Origin of the sequence: Leeuwenhoekiella sp. LLG6367-2.1, from assembly GCF_045055775.1 — a bacterium.
Classification (GTDB): domain Bacteria; phylum Bacteroidota; class Bacteroidia; order Flavobacteriales; family Flavobacteriaceae; genus Leeuwenhoekiella; species Leeuwenhoekiella aequorea.
This window is the reverse complement of record NZ_CP159331.1, coordinates 2,213,495-2,230,112: the sequence shown is the minus strand read 5'-3', so window position 1 is coordinate 2,230,112 and position 16,618 is coordinate 2,213,495. Positions and strand designations below refer to the sequence as shown.

Sequence of the window (16,618 nt, the reverse complement as noted above, 5' to 3'; positions counted from 1 at the left end):
TAATTAATTAGTTAGAAAACTGCAAAAATCACTTTCTACAATTGTTTTGCAGCGGTGCAAAGGTATTGAAAAGACGTGTGTTTAAAAACTGTTTATTAAGCTGAATTCGGCTCTTTTATCAACTTCATTATTTTCCCATTTTTTGTTATTTGGGAAAATTATAACAGCATATAGAAACTAAGCTTAAAGAATATTACAGAAATTTATAACTAAGCAACAACAAACTGCTTGTTACAAAATTAAATTTCATAATCCTTTATCACATAATTGATTATGTAATCACTAACCCAATTTAACAAAGGTTGCAAATGGATAATTCTCAAGACAGCTCTGAAAGTAATACCAATAAGCGAATGCTTGATGACGAGGAAAAAATTTTAGACGATCTGGGAATTTTCGGTACTGCTAGACGTTCCTTTTTAGGCCAGTTATCTGCCGCAGGCATTGGTCTTGTAGCCCTACCCCATTTTTCATCAGACTTATTTGCTCAAAAAACTAAAAATATTTTGCCATTGGAACCAAAAGCACTTCTTAACGCGATTGAAGTTCGACTTCAAATAAACGGCGACACCTATCCGCTCCAAGTAGATTCAAGAATGACATTGCTTGATGCCCTGCGTGAACGACTAGATCTTACAGGAACAAAAAAAGGCTGTGATCACGGTCAATGTGGAGCTTGTACAGTAATAATTGATGGGGAACGTAAACTGTCTTGTCTAACCCTTTCGGCATCCTGCAAGGACAAAGAAATTAAAACTATAGAAGGTATTGCGTCCGCAGATAAAATGCACCCTATGCAGGAAGCTTTCTTAAAACACGACGGGTTTCAATGCGGATATTGTACTCCTGGCCAAATTTGTTCTGCAGTCGCATTACTAGATGAAGCAAAACGCGGTGAAGTAAGCTATGTAACCCCTAACGTAAAAGATAAGGTAACTACACTTTCAGACGAAGAAATTCGAGAGCGTATGTCTGGTAATATTTGTCGATGTGGAGCGTATAACAACATCCTGGACGCAATTAAAGAAGTACACTTAGGACAAAGCACTAGTACAAAATGGAGCTTTGCAACCGAAGAACAATTAACAAACAGTAAATCTGCAGATTAACTAAAAAATAAACCAATGAGACCATTTGAATTTTATAGTGCACAATCTGCTTCTGAAGCTGTAGTACAACATACTAAAAATAAGGAAACACATTATCTTGGTGGAGGAACAAATCTTCTCGATTTAATGAAGGAAGATGTAAAACGTCCCGAGCATTTAATAGAAGTTGCAGATCTTCCATATAAAGATATTAAAACCACTTCTGAAGGTGGACTCGCATTAGGTGCAATGATGAGTAATACGCATACCGCTAATAATACTGAAGTTAAGAATAAATATCCGCTCTTATCGATGGCCATTTTAGCTGCGGCTACAGAGCAAATACGCAATATGGCAACTAATGGCGGTAATTTACTACAGCGCACACGTTGTCCATACTATTTTGAAACTTCAATGCCGTGCAATAAGCGTGAACCCGGTACGGGTTGTGGCGCTTTGGATGGTGAGAATAGCAAGCATGCCATTTTTGGATGGAGCGAATCTTGTGTAGCAACGCATCCTTCAGATATGAGTGTCGCTCTCGCGGCTTTAAATGCTACAGTGGTTGTTCAAAGTGAAAATGGAGAATCTCGCAGGATTCCTTTTACCGAATTTCACAGACTTCCAGAAGATCGCCCAGAAAAAGACACTACACTTAGTGATTCAGAATTAATTACGAGTATAGAATTACCAAAATCAGAATTCCCTACTCATTATTATTATTTAAAAGTTAGAGAGCGTTCTAGTTATGCTTTTGCCTTGGTTTCAGCCGCAGTAGGATTGCAACTTGACGGTAAATCAATACAGAAAGCGGGTCTAGCATTAGGAAAAGTTGCTCATAAACCCTGGAAACTAGAAAAGGTTGAACAATTTTTAATAGGAAAAGAAGCCACAAAAGAAGTTTTTGAGCAGGCTGCAGAGTTAGCCTTGCAAGATGCAAAACCTTTAAAACACAACGCGTATAAGATTGAACTTGCAAAGAAAACGCTCGTTCGTGCACTTTTACAAGCAACCTCTAGAAGTTAAAACCGGTATATGAAAGATCAAACAAAATCAAAAACAGGCGCTTCAGTAAATCGTTTAGAAGGTGCTTTAAAGGTAATGGGTAAGGCAAAATATTCTTCAGAATTTGCTATTGATAATTTAGCTTTTGCCCAAGGAATACAAAGTACGATATCAGCTGGAAAAATAACGAGCATTGACACTTCATTAGCCGAAAAACAAGAGGGCGTAATTAAAATTATAACCCACGAAAATGCTCTAAAGCTTAAAGGTTACGGTGGGCGCTTTGAAGAACCAGACACAAAAAGTATCTCTCCTAGTCTTCAAACTCCAGATGTACATTACTATGGAGAATATATAGGCGTGGTAGTAGCCGAAACCTTTGAGCAAGCTCGATATGCTGCTAATCTGGTCAAAGTTACCTACGCTAAAAGCGAGCCGAAATTTATTTTTGATGAGCATTTAGACGAACTCTACATGCCTAAAGAAATCAACGATAAGGCAAAAACAAATACGCAATGGGGCGATGTAGAAAAAGGACTTAAGGATGCTTACAAAACCATTGATGTTACCTACAACACTCCTGTAGAACATCATCACCCAATGGAGCTTCATAATATTATAGCAACTTGGGAAGGGGATAAGGTTATTGCTTATGCCTCTACACAAATAGTAGCTCACGCCGTAAAAACAATTGCAGATACTTTTGAAATTCCAGAAGATAACGTGCGTGTTATTACACCCTACGTAGGTGGAGGATTTGGTTCTAAATTGCAATTACGAGAGCACGGAACTTTAGGAATAATGGCTTCTAAAATGATCGGGAGACCTGTACAACTAACTGTAACACGACACGAGATGTTTACGGCAGTAGGTTTTAGACAGCACAACAGACAACATATGCGTCTGGGAGCAGATAAAGAAGGTAATCTTACTGCATTATCACATGAAACCTCAGCTGCTACATCTACTTATGAAGAATTTCAGGAACCTTGTGGCGCTATATCACAAACACTCTACAATACTCCAAACTCATTAGTAACCCATAAACTAATGAAATTAAATCTACCATCCCCGAGATGGATGCGAGCTCCCGGTGAAGCTCCTGGAAGTTTTGCACTAGAATCTGCAATGGATGAACTGGCTTATAAATTACAAATGGATCCGGCAGAATTCCGTATTAAAAATGATACACAGCACGATCTTAGCGTTGATAAACCATTCTCATCGAGACAGTTTGTAGAATGTATACGCATAGGGGCAGAGAAGTTTGACTGGAAAAATAAATGGAAACCTACACCCGGACATACTAAAAAAGAAAATTGGTTAGTAGGTTACGGTATGAGTGGTTCTTCTAGACAATCGCCCTATATGGAAAGCTCGGCGCTTATAAAGTTGAAACTAGACAATGATAAAGTGCAAGTAACTGTACAAACAGATGCTACCGATATAGGCACCGGAAGTTACACTATCATTGGGCAAACTATTTCAGAATATCTTGATATCCCATTAGAACAAATAAGTGTCGAGTTAGGAGATTCAAAATTTCCAAAAACACCTGGATCGGGTGGCTCCTGGGGTGCTGCATCCTATACAAATGGTGCAAAAGTAGCTTGTGATAATGCTATAAACACCCTTAAAACTTTAGCAAGTACCAGTGAAGATCTTTCGGTCATCGAATTAATGAAGAAGGCTGATTTAACTGAATTTGAAGCAAAAGGAACGGCGGGTCCAACTGAAGAATTTGAGAATTATTCGGTGTATTCATTTGGGGCCAACTTTTGTGAAGTGTGGGTTGATGAGTATAGTGGTATGGTGCGCCTTGAACACTTTGTAAATGTTGGATCTGCAGGAAAAATATTGAATCCAAAAACTGCTTATGGACAAATAATAGGAGGTATTACCTGGGGTTTAGGACAAGCATTAACCGAACATTCGCAGGTTGAACCTAACCACGGAAATTTCATCACACGTTCTTTTGCCGATTACCACGTACCTGTAAACTTAGATTTAGGTAAAATTGATGTAATATTTTTACCAGAAGATGATTATATCGCTAACCCCATGGGAGTTAAAGGTATAGGTGAATTAGGAATCACCAGCATCGCTGCAGCAATTGCAAATGCAGTATTTAATGCAACCGGCAAACGTGTGCGTGATCTACCTATTACGCCAGAAAAAATAATGAAGACAAAAATGGAAGTAGCTTAGTGCAGACCCAGCAGTCTTAATATAAGTGCTAATTGACCGGTATGATAAGCATTATGCTCGATAACAAGCATTAGCTCTCGAAGTATAGATTGTTTTTCGCCATGTTTTGCTACAGCCAATAAATCAACATCTTCCCGTTCAATAAAATTTGAAAGGGCAGAACGTTCTGAAATAAAATTTTCTTTAAGTTCTTTCCATTCTTTTTTTGAACTAGCAGTATTTTCTAATGGCCAGTAATCTGCTGGCCAATTAGGAAGTATATAATTTTCTGAAATACAGAAATCGAGAATATCCCGTTGAGCAAAACGTATGTGATAGAAAATTTCATAAAATGAATATGGAAGACCTACCGGACGATCACCTATACTTTTAAAACTTATTTTTTCAAGCAATTCATCAATAGACATGAACGCTTCGCCTCCTTTGAGATGTTTTAAAAGTTGGTCTTTGATCGTATTTTCTATCATTAAACCCGTCCTTTTAATGCGTTGAAAACCCAGGCAATGGCAAAAAAGCCAATACCCACTGCAGCAAAACCATAACCTGCAATTTCATTATATCTAAAAGCACCTAATGCTATAAGTGCCAGTCCCACAACTATCATTATAAAAGTTGCCCAACTAAGTACTGTATTTTTATTCATCATGAGTAATAGATTTAATTTGCAAACATCGAGAAACTGAAAGATTTATTAAATACTGCGTTGGATATATAATCTAAGTATAAGTTTTTTTTTGCAACGCAGCTACAATCAGGAATATAATGCAAAAAGCAAATATCGCCTTTTTTTCATTTAAATATAACCGAAGTTACGAAAGCGATTTCGTATTTTCGTTACAATACAATCAGGCCCTGTTCTGCAAGTAATCAGCTCTTATAACAAGGGCTTTTCTTTTCAGTTATCAGCTTGATCTGAACATTATACACGTATCGAATGGATATAAAATTTAACAAAAACGAAGACCATAATAAACTTCTCGTATCTGATTTAAAAAGACGCTTCGCGAAAGTAAAATTAGGTGGTGGTGAAAAACGTATAGAAAAACACCACAACGCTGGTAAGCTTACTGCTAGAGAACGTATAAATTTTTTACTGGACAACTCGGAGAAAGCAATAGAAATAGCTGCTTTTGCGGGTGATGGTATGTATGAAGAGCACGGGGGTTGTCCCAGTGGTGGTGTCGTTGTTAAAATAGGAGAAGTGAGTGGCAAGTTATGTATAGTTGTTGCTAATGATGCTACCGTGAAAGCAGGCGCTTGGTTTCCCATAACTGGAAAGAAAAATTTAAGAGCCCAGGAATTAAGCATAGAAAATAATCTTCCTATAATATACTTGGTTGATAGCGCTGGAGTTTACCTGCCTATGCAAGACGAGATATTCCCAGATAAAGAGCATTTTGGCCGTATTTTTAGGAATAACGCCGTAATGAGTAGTATGGGAATTACTCAGATAAGTGCAATAATGGGTAGCTGTGTCGCCGGTGGTGCATACTTACCAATTATGAGCGATGAAGCCATGATCGTTGATAAAACCGGGAGCATCTTTTTAGCAGGTAGCTATTTAGTAAAAGCTGCAATAGGAGAATCTATAGATAATGAAACGCTGGGAGGAGCTACTACCCATTGCGAAATTAGTGGTGTTACAGATTACAAAGCGCTTGATGACAAGGACGCACTTACCCGAATAAAAAATATTATGGGTAAAATAGGAGATTTTGATAAGGCAGGATTTAATCGCATTAAATCTTCAAAACCTACAGAAGACCCTAAAGATATCTATGGCATCTTACCGGCTAAACGGAGCGATCAATATGATATGAAAGATATCATAAAACGATTAGTTGATAATTCTGAATTTGAAGAATACAAAGAAGCATACGGTCAAACTCTAATTACTGCTTATGCGCGTATTGATGGGTGGGCAGTAGGTATTGTTGCCAATCAGCGTAAAATAGTGAAAACTAAAAATGGTGAGATGCAATTTGGTGGTGTGATTTATAGCGATAGCGCAGATAAAGCAACGCGATTTATTGCTAATTGTAACCAGAAAAAAATTCCTCTTGTTTTTCTTCAAGATGTTACCGGGTTTATGGTAGGTAGCAAAAGTGAACATGGTGGTATTATAAAGGATGGTGCTAAAATGGTTAATGCAGTAAGTAATTCTGTAGTGCCAAAATTCACTATTATAATTGGCAATTCGTATGGTGCAGGAAACTATGCGATGTGCGGTAAAGCTTATGATCCCAGATTAATTGTAGCTTGGCCTTCGGCGGAATTAGCAGTAATGAGTGGTAATAGTGCTGCAAAAGTTCTTTTACAAATAGAAACTGCGTCTCTAAAGAAACAAGGAAAAGAAATTACTAAAGAAGTAGAGAAAGAACTCTACGACCGAATCAAAGCGCGTTATGATGAGCAGGTTTCTCCATACTATGCTGCATCACGTATTTGGACGGATGGAATTATAGATCCGTTAGATACGCGAAAATGGATTTCAACAGGAATTAATGCTGCAAATCACGCTCCTATTCAGAAAAAATTTAACTTGGGGATTATTCAAGTGTAATTTGATGACTACAAAATTTAAAAAAATCTTAATTACCGCAGTAGTAGCAATTCCTACTGCGGTAATTTCATTTTTGGTGATTCAGTACCTGTTACGAGATAAATCAGATATTTTTCAATCGCTACAAAAAGAAGCTGTCTATATTAACAATCAAACACCTTTGCAACTGGATGAGGAGACTACTCTTGACAGTGCTGTTGCAATGAATAAAAATAGCTTTGCATATTACTATACGCTTATTTACAAATCTGATGCTGTTAATAAGGACACCGTTACAAAATATGTAAAACCGGCACTCATTGCACGTTTAAAGAATAATCCGGAAATGGATTACTTTAGAGAAAAGAAAATTACACTCTACTATCATTATTTTGGATATGATAGTTTACCGGCAGTTACGCTAAAAATAACCCCAGACCTTTACAGTAATTAATATGTATTCTGAAGAGAAGTCTACTGATAAATCAGATTTAAATCTTGAATATTTCTTTGAGCTTTCTCCAGACTTAATGTGTGTAGCCGGTTTTGACGGATACTTTAAGAAAGTCAATCCGTCTTTTATAAACACATTGGGATACACTGAAGCTGAATTGTTTGCCAAACCTATTTCAGAATTTATTGTTCAGGCAGATCGGGCAATAACAAAATCAAAACGGGAAAACTTACTCAAAAGCAATCTTCTTACTCATTTTGAAAACCGGTACCAGCATAAAAATGGTGGTATCATATGGTTGAGCTGGTCTTCAATTGCATTACAAAACGAGCAGGTAGTGTATGCAGTTGCTAAAGATGTGACAGTTAAAAAGAATATAGAAATCGAACGCAATAGGTTGCTGCAGACATTAAATGAGACAAATAAAGACCTCAAGCACTTCAACTATTCTAGTTCCCATGATTTAAGATCTCCACTAAGTAATCTTTTGGCCTTACACCAACTCTTAGATGACAGTGCTATTGAAAGCCCAGAAGTCGCAGAATATATTGCCCTTTTAAAATTATCTACTCAAAATCTGAATGAAATCATTAGCTCCTATATGGAAAAATGGATTAAGAAAGACCGACTGATCCTGGATCTTATAGAAATCAAGTTTGATGATGTTTTAAATAAAACGAAGAACGCTATAAATGAATTAATACGTAAAGATAAAGTAACCTTTCTCACTGATTTTAATGAAGCTCCAAGTGTAATATTTTCACTAGACTACCTCCAAAGTATTTTTTTGAATATCATCACTAATGCTATTAAATATGCCCGATCGGGTGTAAGTCCTATTCTTAGAATTTCTTCAAAAAGGAGCGGGAATAATGTTCAATTGATATTTAGTGATAATGGAATAGGAATCGATCTAGAAAAAGCAGGAGAGAATCTTTTTAAACTTCATCAACGCTTCAATCCAAGTGCTGATATTGATGGTAAAGGAATAGGACTTTATTTAGTTTATAATCACGTTACCAGTCTCGGAGGAACAATTGAAGTTTCAAGTCAGCTTAATGTAGGAACGACTTTCGTCATAACTTTCAAAGAACGAAAACAAATCTAAAATCAATTTTTTATGAAATCCCTTATACTACAATTAACTAACTAAATCGGTTAAGCAAACATAGTTTCAGTCCTAAAATCTATCATATATTTGCGCGATAGTACCCATTCTCTATGTGTTGATGGTAATTTAAAACAGTATTATGTTTAAAAAGAGTCTAATAGCCCTGGCAATAGGTGGTTTTGGAATAGGAATGACCGAATTTGTTATGATGGGTATTTTGCCTGATGTTGCTAATGACCTCAACATAAGCATCCCTCAAGCCGGGCATTTTATATCTGCTTATGCGCTTGGTGTTGTTATAGGTGCACCCATACTGGTGGCAATAGCTGGAAACTATTCTCCTAAAAAAATCTTGCTTGCTCTTATGGTAGCGTTTACAATTTTTAATTCGCTATCAATATTTGCTAATTCTTACAACTTTATGTTTCTCTCCCGTTTGCTTTCTGGGCTACCTCATGGAGCATTCTTTGGTGTGGGAGCTGTTGTAGCCAGTAGACTCGTCCCTAAAGAAAAAGCTGCCAGTGCAGTTGCAATGATGTTTAGTGGATTAACCGTAGCAAACATTATCGGCATTCCGTTAGGCACATATGTAGGCCATAATATATCTTGGCGTTATACATTTATGATTGTTGTAGTAGTAGGAATAATCACTGTATTGGCCATACTTTTCTGGTTGCCCAAAATAGAAAAAAATACTCCTATCCCTATTAAAGACGCCTTAAAGATATTTAAGCGAGCAGAGCTGTGGTTAATTCTCGGAATTACAGCTATAGGAACCGGTGGTTTTTTTGCGTGGTATAGTTACATAACTCCCTTACTTACCGAAGTGAGTAATTTTGATGATGGTATGGTGATATTTATACTAATGCTCGCGGGTCTGGGAATGACTTTTGGAAATGTATTGGGCGGCAAATTAGCAGATAAATTTTCTCCTATAAAGGCAACGGCGATACTTCTAAGTGTAATGACCCTCTGCTTAATTACTATATATTTTATAGCACCTATACAATGGATGATGCTAATAATGGTATTTGTTACGGGAGCATTTGCCTTTTCAACAGCTCCATCTATACAGATGCTTATGATTAAATCCGCAAAAGAGTCTGAGATGCTAGCTTCCTCTGTAAATCAGGCAGCGTTTAATGTAGCCAATGCACTTGGAGCGTTTCTAGGTGGTCTACCTATCGCAGCTGGTTATGGTTATACATCTCCAGAACTTGTAGGCGCAATACTTGCTTTATGTGGTGTAGGTCTATCAATAGGAGTAATCTATCATAGAAAACAGTTACTACTTCGTCCCGAAAGCGTTTAATTATTTAATAAGTATCAACTCTTCCTGACGCTTGTTTACATAACTAAAACCTTTTGAACTCCATAATCCGGCCTCTTCAAGCATTATGCGAATATCCTTATTCCACTCTGTTAAAGTCACGGTTGTGTTAAGTTCGATTGCATAAACCGTATTAGGAAACAATTTGTAATCCCCGCTTCCTGCTACGCCGTCTTGTGCATCCCACATTCCTATTGTGGTACCAGCCGAGTGACCGTACAAACCTAGTGGGTGAGTATATATTGAAGGTACTAAACCTTCAGATTTTGCTTGGTTTAAAGATGTTTCAAGAATTTCATTACCCGTTTTACCAGTCGCAAAATTGGAAGTTAAAATATCCTGCACTCTATTTCCCTTAGCAAAAGCATCAACTAGAAATTGAGGAGCACTTGATTCTCCTTCCTTTAAAATATAGGCGTGTTGCTGACAATCTGTATTTAATCTCAAATAGGAAATCCCAAAATCACAATGAATTAAATCTCCGGGTAAAATTACCTGACCCGCGTTGTGATTTGTAAATGCCGTAAGGTGACTCTCTAGTTTTTCATTTGCACGTTGAATATCAACTGTGGGATGAAACCAAGTCTCTAAGCCAAGATCTGTTACTTTTTGTCGTAAAAACCAAACTACATCTTCGGTACTAGTGGTTCCCGGTTTTATTACTGAATCGCTAAAAGCTTCCTTAATGATTGAATGAGTAATACCTACCAGCTCTTGAAAAAGCTGAATTTCTAATGGACTTCTAGTCTCTATCCAACCAACAGCTAGTGGTTCGGCAGATACAACTTTTGAAGCATATTGCTCGGGCAATTCATTCATAAAAGCATCGTAATCTGTCTTTACAATACCATCTGCAATTCCAAAATCTTCTGAATAATTAAGAGCAATTTTATTGGGATTACGCTCTTCTATGAGCTTAACCAAAGCTTTCCACTGATCGGGCTCCTGCTCTTTATCCCAGGCAGAAGTAATATTATCTCCTATGTTGTATCTGGAAACAGCTAATTTTTCTAGTTTGTTTTTAGATTCGTTCCAGTAAAAAACAAGAATCGTGCGTCTGCGGGCATTGAGCCAAGTTGCCGGAAGCATTGTTCGCATAACCGGATCTTCATTATACTCTCTAGATATTAAAACCCACATATCTATCCCGGTACGATACATTAAATTAGGCAAAACGTTATCAAACCGATCTGCCAGAATTTTGTCTACCAGATTTGCACGATCACGCTCTGGTAAAATCTGAGCTTGCGCGTTACTAAAAATTAAAAAAATGAAAATGGAGAAGAATTGAAAATAACGCATACCGAATAAAATTTCTAGCCGAAAATACGTATTAACCACCAATAAAAAAAGGTGCTCAAGGCACCTTTTACAACTAATTATCTCTGTCTTTTTTTCGCTTTCGAACCGCTGAAGAAGAAAAATCCATCGCAATAAATTTTTCTATTTCCTCTTCCGTAAGAATGGACTTTAGGTTTGTTTTAAATTCCGTTTGCATACGTTCAAAATCTTTGCGCAGCGTTTCGGCATCTTTAGTTTTATCTTTTTGCAATCCCATTACATTATCAAAGTGATCTTCTAGATAGGTACGTAAAACTTCGGTTTCAAAAGGATCCAATTCAAATGTTGTTACATAATCATTGATTCGCTCATCCACTAACTCTGCAGAAGTTTTGGGTTCTTCACGAGGTCCTTGTTGAGAAGCACCTGCTCCCATCATACTACTACCCATACGACTACGACCATAACCGTTACCTCCATAACCGCCACCACCGTAACCATACTGCGCTGATGCATCATAAATACCTAAAATAATTACAGTTGCAATGAAAAATAAATACTTCATAATTCTAATTTATATACAAAGGAATAAAAATATTATTAATTAGACGCCTTAACTAACCTTATAAATTCTGCTCTAAATCCTTCCTTATCATCCCCTCTACCCTTTTCAGCCAGATCAAGTGTTAACGCTAAGGATGCATCATTTTTAAACGGAGAATCTCTTAGCTGCATTCCAAAAAGGGCTAGGCTAGCAACAAAATTAAAATCGTCTGAAGTGCTTTTAATTTTTTTATCTTCAAAAGAAACAGCTTTCTCAATTAATTTACTTATTTCTCCATCAGGCTCTTTATAACGCAGTTTAACCGTAAATAATTCATCTTTAGAATTCGGTTTTACAGCTTTAGTACTTGTGTATTTAAGATCGTCAACTGGCTTTAGAAATTTAGATTCTTTGCCTGAAAGCAGTACCTCATAAACGGCAGTTACACTATGACCACTTCCTATCTCGCCGGCATCTTTTGTATCATCATTGAAATCTGCATCATTTAAGAGCCTGTTTTCATATCCTATAAGCCGATAACCACTCACGACTGCGGGATTAAATTCAACTTGTATTTTCACATCTTTTGCAATAGTATGCAACGTTCCACCAAATTCAGTCCCTAAAACTTTTTGAGCTTCTTGCATTGTATCGATATAGGCGTAATTGCCATTTCCTTTATTGGCTAATAATTCTAGCTTTGAATCTTTATAATTCCCCATCCCAAAACCTAAGGCCGTGAAATATATTCCAGAATTTCGCTTTTCAGTAATAAGATTTTCCATCTCGCGATCACTAGATAAGCCTACATTAAAATCTCCATCTGTTGCTAAAATAATTCTGTTATTCCCGCCATCGACAAAATGATTTTCAGCTAAAGTATACGCTAATTTTAAACCTTCTTCTCCCGCAGTACTTCCACCTGCTTTAAGGTTATCTAAAGCATTTAAAATTTCAGTTTTGTTTGATCCATTAGTAGGTTTTAATACCGTTCCCGCTGATCCTGCATAGACTACAATCGACACTTTATCTTGCTCGCGCAACTGATTCACAAGTATTTTAAATGCAGATTTAAGTAAGGGTAGTTTATTAGGGCTATTCATAGAACCGGATACATCTAGTAAGAAAACAAGATTAGAAGGAGGTAAGTTTCCTACCGGAATTTCTTTTCCTTGGATTCCTATCTTTACTAATTGCGTATCTGCATTCCAAGGAGTTTGTGCCTGTTCTGTTTGTATTGAAAAAGGCTTGTCACCATCGGGTTGTTTATAAGAATAATTAAAATAGTTAATCATTTCTTCTATACGTACAGCATCTACAGGGATTTTTTGTCCTGCATTAATCATCCTACGAATGTTACTATATGCGGCACGATCGACATCTACAGAAAAGGTAGACAAGGGATTTGTGCCTACGTGTTCAAATTGATTTTCATCTATACGTGCATAACTCTCTGTATTTCTAACGGACGATGAATAATCTGCAATTAGATTTGTTTTAGAATAAGAATTGGACGCATAGCCTCTAATTGCTATATCAGAAACTTCATTGACTACTACAATCTCATTTAAAGACTGGCTGGAGCGTAAATCAACTTTTAAATAAGTTGCTTCTTTAATTGCTATAAATTCTGTTTCAAATCCTAGATAACTAAAAGCTAACGTATCACCTAAATGCGTTGCAATGGTAAAGTTACCCTTTGCATCTGTGCTGGTTTTTTGTTTAGTTAATTTGCTTGCTACCTGTACTCCAGAAAGTGGTTTGCCTTCGCCGGTTACGATACCGGAGATAGTTAATTTATCTTGCGCCCAGGAAGTGGAACTTGCTCCAATTAAGAAGAGTAGTAATAGGAATAAAGTAATTTTTTGCATCTGATGTTTGCTTTAAAGTTCGCTATTGAAAATATCAACTTTCCTGCCAAAGATCTTAAACGATGCTAATTTAGATTTTTTGATCTGATTTTAAGCCGGTTATAATATCGCTCCGCTTAATTTTTCCATTAGGAGTACGTGCAAATTTAGGAACACAAAATAATTCTTTAGGAACTTCATATTTCTCTAAAACCTCGAAGTTGAGCTTAGAAGCATCAAAACTATCGCACTCCATAATCAATATAAGACGCTCTCCTAACTGGTCATCTGCAATACCAGCAACCAGAAAATTCACATCTATTTGATGTGCCAACTTTTTTTCTATACTCTCCGGAAATAACTTTATACCTCCGCTGTTTACCACATTATCTATACGTCCCAGCCAGTGGAATTTTTTATACGAAAGGAGATTCACCAGGTCATTAGTAATTATAGGATCTGTCGTGACTTTGGGAGCTTTTACAATAAGACATCCTCTATCATCTTGACTTACGGTAACCTTATTTAATGTTTTAAATGGAGGTTCCTGATCTCTCGCTTTCTTCCCATTCACTCGGCGTATTGCAATATGAGTAATGGTTTCTGTCATCCCGTAGGTTTCATATATTTTTGCAGTACTATCTTTTACGAGTTCTTTTAGATTCTCAGAAAAAGCGCCACCGCCTATAATTAACTTACCTAGAAGATGCAACCTTGCTATACTATTATCTAGCTGAAAGGGAGTCATTGCAGAAAAATCATAGCGTTTGTAAACCTGATCTAATGGATTTGAAGAAGGTGGAACAACATCGAGTTTCCATCCCAAAATTACAGCACGTACAAACATCATCTTACCTGCAATAAATCGTGTGGGTAAACAGTGTAGCGCAGTAGTTCCCGCATCTAATTTAAACTGTTTTCCTGTTGCTTTAGCACTATTTATCATGTGCTTTTTAAGCAGTTTAATACTTTTAGGTGCTCCTGTAGAACCAGATGTATTTACAAAAACAAAATCCTTATCGTTAAGCCAGTCTAAAATAAAAGAGGCGAGCTCTTGTTCATAGAGTTCGCCACTTTCAATAAGTTCTGTCGCTAAGATTTTTAAGTCTGCTGCTTGCAGCGACTTGCCGTTTAATTTAAAATCTGGATGCACTTCATATTTAGACATCGCCTAAGTTTTTAATCTGCCACAAAATGGTCTTCTAATTTAGGACTTTCCGGCTCATTAACTGCTCCAAAAAGTTTTTCTTTCCATCCTGTCCACTTGTATTTATAAGCTAGAATTCCTAAAAATATAGGATAAATAATAAATACGGGCAACACATCTAGTATGTCTGCTCTAGGATCTGATATGTCTCTAAAGATAGAATCTGTTTGAAAGGCTGTCCAGTCTGCAGTCACAAGTAATGCTGTAATAAGATTATTTGCGGCGTGATATCCAAGTGCGAGCTCCATCCCTTCATCCATTAACGTCATAATTCCAAGAATAAGACCGGTGCCAAAATAAAATACCATTACAATATCTCCCATAGCGCTAATCTCCGGATTGAAGTAATGTAACCCCCCAAAAATAAATGAAGTAAGTAAAAGTGGGAACCAGCGATTTTTAGCCAATACTCCAAAACCTTGCATTAAGTAACCTCTAAAAACAAACTCTTCAACACTTGTTTGAATAGGTATAAGTAGCACAGCAATTACTGCCAAAATTAAAAAAGGAACGAGATTAAAAGAAACCTGCATATCTTCTGGAGCAAAAAAGTAAGATAAGAGTACGGTTATAACTGTATAAATTGCGATCATACCAAAGGAAAACCAAACCCTGCTCCAATCAAATTGTTTTCGGGTTGTAATTATATCCTTAAAACGCTGTTGATGTATAAATTTTAAAACAAATAGTAAACCTCCCAGAGCAAAGACAAAGGAAATCAAGATTAAAAATAACGTGAGATTTTTATCTAAAACCCCCATAATCGTATTTTGATCTAAGTTCTCCATAGAGCTTTGCATCTCTTCAGGATTGTCCATCTTGGACAATCCCATTTTGAAAAGGACTGCCACAGTTAAGGGTATTTGACCTATTGTTGATGCTAGAATAACAAGCAAAGAACCTAAAAGATATCTCCAAAAATTGTGTAACGACTTATAAGCTAATTCTATAAACATAAACTAAAATTGAAAGCTCCAGTTTTGAAGCGGATTGTACCACAACATTCCTTGCTTTATTTCTAATGGGGAAGATACATTATTTGAGTATAACCCGCCAGTACCAAGGCCTTGCGGAGTTATCGTATTTTTAGAATACGTATACTGCGCGATGGCATTTAAGCCTATATTACTTTCCAATGCCGAAGTAATCCACCAGCCTATACCTTGTTCTTCTGCAAGCTGTATCCAAGCATCACAACCTCTATAACCGCCAATTAGACTGGGTTTTAAAATTATGTATTGCGGTTTAATTTGTTGTAAAAGTTGCTTTTGTCGCTCATAACCATAAACCCCTATTAGTTCTTCATCTAAAGCTATAGGCAACGGAGTATCAGCACATAGTTGCGCCATATTATTTTCCTGACGTTGTTTTATAGGTTGCTCTATAGAGTGTAAATCTAATGCCGCTAGTCGTTTTAATTTATGAAGCGCTTCTTCAGGTTTGAATGCTCCATTAGCATCAACTCTCAAAGTAACTTGCTCTGCGGAAAATTTCTCACGTATTCCTTCTAAAAGTTTAATTTCAGCATCAAAATCAATTGCTCCTATTTTCATTTTGATACAGTCAAAACCAGAATCCAGTTTATCGGCAATTTGAGCTTGCATAAATTCCGGCTCACCCATCCAGATAAGTCCATTAATTGGTATTCCTGAAGTTCCATTTGTAAAGTCTGAAGGATCAAGTATAAATGGATTCTCTGCATGAAATGATCTAAAAGCCATTTCAATTCCAAATTGTATACTCGGGAAATCAACTAGTCGATCGTATAGTGTTTGCTCGCCCAAGTGAATATTATCACACGCCCATTTTAAATTTTCTTCATAATCGGGTCGGTCATCTACACTAAGTCCTCTGAGAATTCCGCATTCACCAATACCCATATTTTGGGCTTCCTCAATCTTTATAAACCAGGTTTCCTTTTGATTGAGAATACCGCGTGAGGTCCCACTGGGTTTTTTAAAGTCGAGTACGTACTTTTTATAAGTTGCTTTCAACTAC

15 protein-coding genes are annotated in these 16,618 nt (G+C 36.8%); 7 read left to right on the top strand and 8 right to left on the bottom strand.

Annotation, left to right across the window (positions count from 1 at the left end):
• Positions 1-308: 308 nt before the first annotated feature.
• The 3 genes from ABVM53_RS10190 to ABVM53_RS10180 are packed head-to-tail and all read left to right on the top strand — an operon-like array spanning position 309 to position 4,301.
• Positions 309-1,109, top strand: coding sequence for a 2Fe-2S iron-sulfur cluster-binding protein (locus ABVM53_RS10190; RefSeq protein WP_405325763.1), 801 nt, complete (start codon positions 309-311; stop codon positions 1,107-1,109).
• A 15-nt stretch (positions 1,110-1,124) separates the two neighbouring features.
• Positions 1,125-2,114, top strand: a complete 990-nt coding sequence (locus ABVM53_RS10185; RefSeq protein WP_405325761.1) for an FAD binding domain-containing protein — start codon at positions 1,125-1,127, stop codon at positions 2,112-2,114.
• 9 nt (positions 2,115-2,123) lie between these two features.
• Positions 2,124-4,301: a xanthine dehydrogenase family protein molybdopterin-binding subunit gene (locus ABVM53_RS10180; protein ID WP_405325759.1), complete on the top strand. Its 2,178-nt coding sequence runs from the start codon at positions 2,124-2,126 to the stop codon at positions 4,299-4,301.
• On the opposite strand, the gene ABVM53_RS10175 is transcribed toward ABVM53_RS10180, so the two are convergent.
• Both ABVM53_RS10175 and ABVM53_RS10170 read right to left on the bottom strand, forming a co-directional pair.
• Positions 4,298-4,768 (bottom strand): DinB family protein, encoded by a 471-nt coding sequence (locus tag ABVM53_RS10175; RefSeq protein WP_405325757.1) that lies wholly within the window; start codon positions 4,766-4,768, stop codon positions 4,298-4,300. The two genes, ABVM53_RS10180 and ABVM53_RS10175, sit on opposite strands and share 4 nt — an antisense overlap.
• On the bottom strand, positions 4,768-4,944 hold the full coding sequence (locus tag ABVM53_RS10170; RefSeq protein WP_241652353.1) for a CAL67264 family membrane protein: 177 nt from the start codon (positions 4,942-4,944) through the stop codon (positions 4,768-4,770). Before ABVM53_RS10170 ends, ABVM53_RS10175 begins: the two co-directional genes overlap by 1 nt.
• Positions 4,945-5,235: 291 nt before the next feature.
• Here ABVM53_RS10170 and ABVM53_RS10165 point away from each other — a divergent pair, with 291 nt between their 5' ends.
• From ABVM53_RS10165 to ABVM53_RS10150, 4 genes are all read left to right on the top strand, one after another.
• Entirely contained in the window at positions 5,236-6,864 is a 1,629-nt protein-coding gene (locus tag ABVM53_RS10165; RefSeq protein WP_405325755.1) for an acyl-CoA carboxylase subunit beta, read from the top strand.
• Between the two features lie 4 nt (positions 6,865-6,868).
• On the top strand, positions 6,869-7,297 hold the full coding sequence (locus ABVM53_RS10160; protein ID WP_405325753.1) for a hypothetical protein: 429 nt from the start codon (positions 6,869-6,871) through the stop codon (positions 7,295-7,297).
• A 1-nt stretch (position 7,298) separates the two neighbouring features.
• Complete coding sequence (locus ABVM53_RS10155) at positions 7,299-8,405, top strand: ATP-binding protein (RefSeq protein ID WP_405325751.1); 1,107 nt, start codon at positions 7,299-7,301, stop codon at positions 8,403-8,405.
• A 142-nt stretch (positions 8,406-8,547) separates the two neighbouring features.
• A complete protein-coding gene (locus tag ABVM53_RS10150; protein ID WP_405325749.1) occupies positions 8,548-9,720 on the top strand; it encodes an MFS transporter in 1,173 nt (390 codons plus the stop codon).
• Here the strand turns inward: ABVM53_RS10150 and ABVM53_RS10145 are convergent, their stop codons facing one another.
• The 6 genes from ABVM53_RS10145 to ABVM53_RS10120 form a co-directional block, all read right to left on the bottom strand.
• Complete coding sequence (locus tag ABVM53_RS10145; protein ID WP_405325747.1) at positions 9,721-11,040, bottom strand: M24 family metallopeptidase; 1,320 nt, start codon at positions 11,038-11,040, stop codon at positions 9,721-9,723.
• Between the two features lie 73 nt (positions 11,041-11,113).
• Positions 11,114-11,584 carry a hypothetical protein gene (locus ABVM53_RS10140; RefSeq protein ID WP_405325745.1) on the bottom strand — a complete coding sequence of 157 codons (471 nt, stop codon included), beginning with the start codon at positions 11,582-11,584 and terminating at the stop codon, positions 11,114-11,116.
• 35 nt (positions 11,585-11,619) lie between these two features.
• Positions 11,620-13,434, bottom strand: a complete 1,815-nt coding sequence (locus tag ABVM53_RS10135; protein ID WP_405325743.1) for a von Willebrand factor type A domain-containing protein — start codon at positions 13,432-13,434, stop codon at positions 11,620-11,622.
• Between the two features lie 70 nt (positions 13,435-13,504).
• Positions 13,505-14,581: an AMP-binding protein gene (locus ABVM53_RS10130; protein WP_371454888.1), complete on the bottom strand. Its 1,077-nt coding sequence runs from the start codon at positions 14,579-14,581 to the stop codon at positions 13,505-13,507.
• Positions 14,582-14,592: 11 nt separating this feature from the next.
• Positions 14,593-15,576: a CPBP family intramembrane glutamic endopeptidase gene (locus ABVM53_RS10125; protein ID WP_405325740.1), complete on the bottom strand. Its 984-nt coding sequence runs from the start codon at positions 15,574-15,576 to the stop codon at positions 14,593-14,595.
• 3 nt (positions 15,577-15,579) lie between these two features.
• Positions 15,580-16,614, bottom strand: a complete 1,035-nt coding sequence (locus ABVM53_RS10120) for an o-succinylbenzoate synthase (RefSeq protein WP_405325738.1) — start codon at positions 16,612-16,614, stop codon at positions 15,580-15,582.
• Positions 16,615-16,618 lie beyond the last annotated feature (4 nt).

Coding starts and splice junctions, on each gene's coding strand:
- ABVM53_RS10125 (WP_405325740.1), bottom strand. CDS start 15,576: ATGTTTATAGAATTAGCTTATAAGTCGTTACACAATTTTTGGAGATAT.
- ABVM53_RS10140 (WP_405325745.1), bottom strand. CDS start 11,584: ATGAAGTATTTATTTTTCATTGCAACTGTAATTATTTTAGGTATTTAT.
- ABVM53_RS10170 (WP_241652353.1), bottom strand. CDS start 4,944: ATGAATAAAAATACAGTACTTAGTTGGGCAACTTTTATAATGATAGTT.
- ABVM53_RS10165 (WP_405325755.1), top strand. CDS start 5,236: ATGGATATAAAATTTAACAAAAACGAAGACCATAATAAACTTCTCGTA.
- ABVM53_RS10185 (WP_405325761.1), top strand. CDS start 1,125: ATGAGACCATTTGAATTTTATAGTGCACAATCTGCTTCTGAAGCTGTA.
- ABVM53_RS10190 (WP_405325763.1), top strand. CDS start 309: ATGGATAATTCTCAAGACAGCTCTGAAAGTAATACCAATAAGCGAATG.
- ABVM53_RS10145 (WP_405325747.1), bottom strand. CDS start 11,040: ATGCGTTATTTTCAATTCTTCTCCATTTTCATTTTTTTAATTTTTAGT.
- ABVM53_RS10130 (WP_371454888.1), bottom strand. CDS start 14,581: ATGTCTAAATATGAAGTGCATCCAGATTTTAAATTAAACGGCAAGTCG.
- ABVM53_RS10155 (WP_405325751.1), top strand. CDS start 7,299: ATGTATTCTGAAGAGAAGTCTACTGATAAATCAGATTTAAATCTTGAA.
- ABVM53_RS10180 (WP_405325759.1), top strand. CDS start 2,124: ATGAAAGATCAAACAAAATCAAAAACAGGCGCTTCAGTAAATCGTTTA.
- ABVM53_RS10160 (WP_405325753.1), top strand. CDS start 6,869: ATGACTACAAAATTTAAAAAAATCTTAATTACCGCAGTAGTAGCAATT.
- ABVM53_RS10135 (WP_405325743.1), bottom strand. CDS start 13,434: ATGCAAAAAATTACTTTATTCCTATTACTACTCTTCTTAATTGGAGCA.
- ABVM53_RS10175 (WP_405325757.1), bottom strand. CDS start 4,768: ATGATAGAAAATACGATCAAAGACCAACTTTTAAAACATCTCAAAGGA.
- ABVM53_RS10150 (WP_405325749.1), top strand. CDS start 8,548: ATGTTTAAAAAGAGTCTAATAGCCCTGGCAATAGGTGGTTTTGGAATA.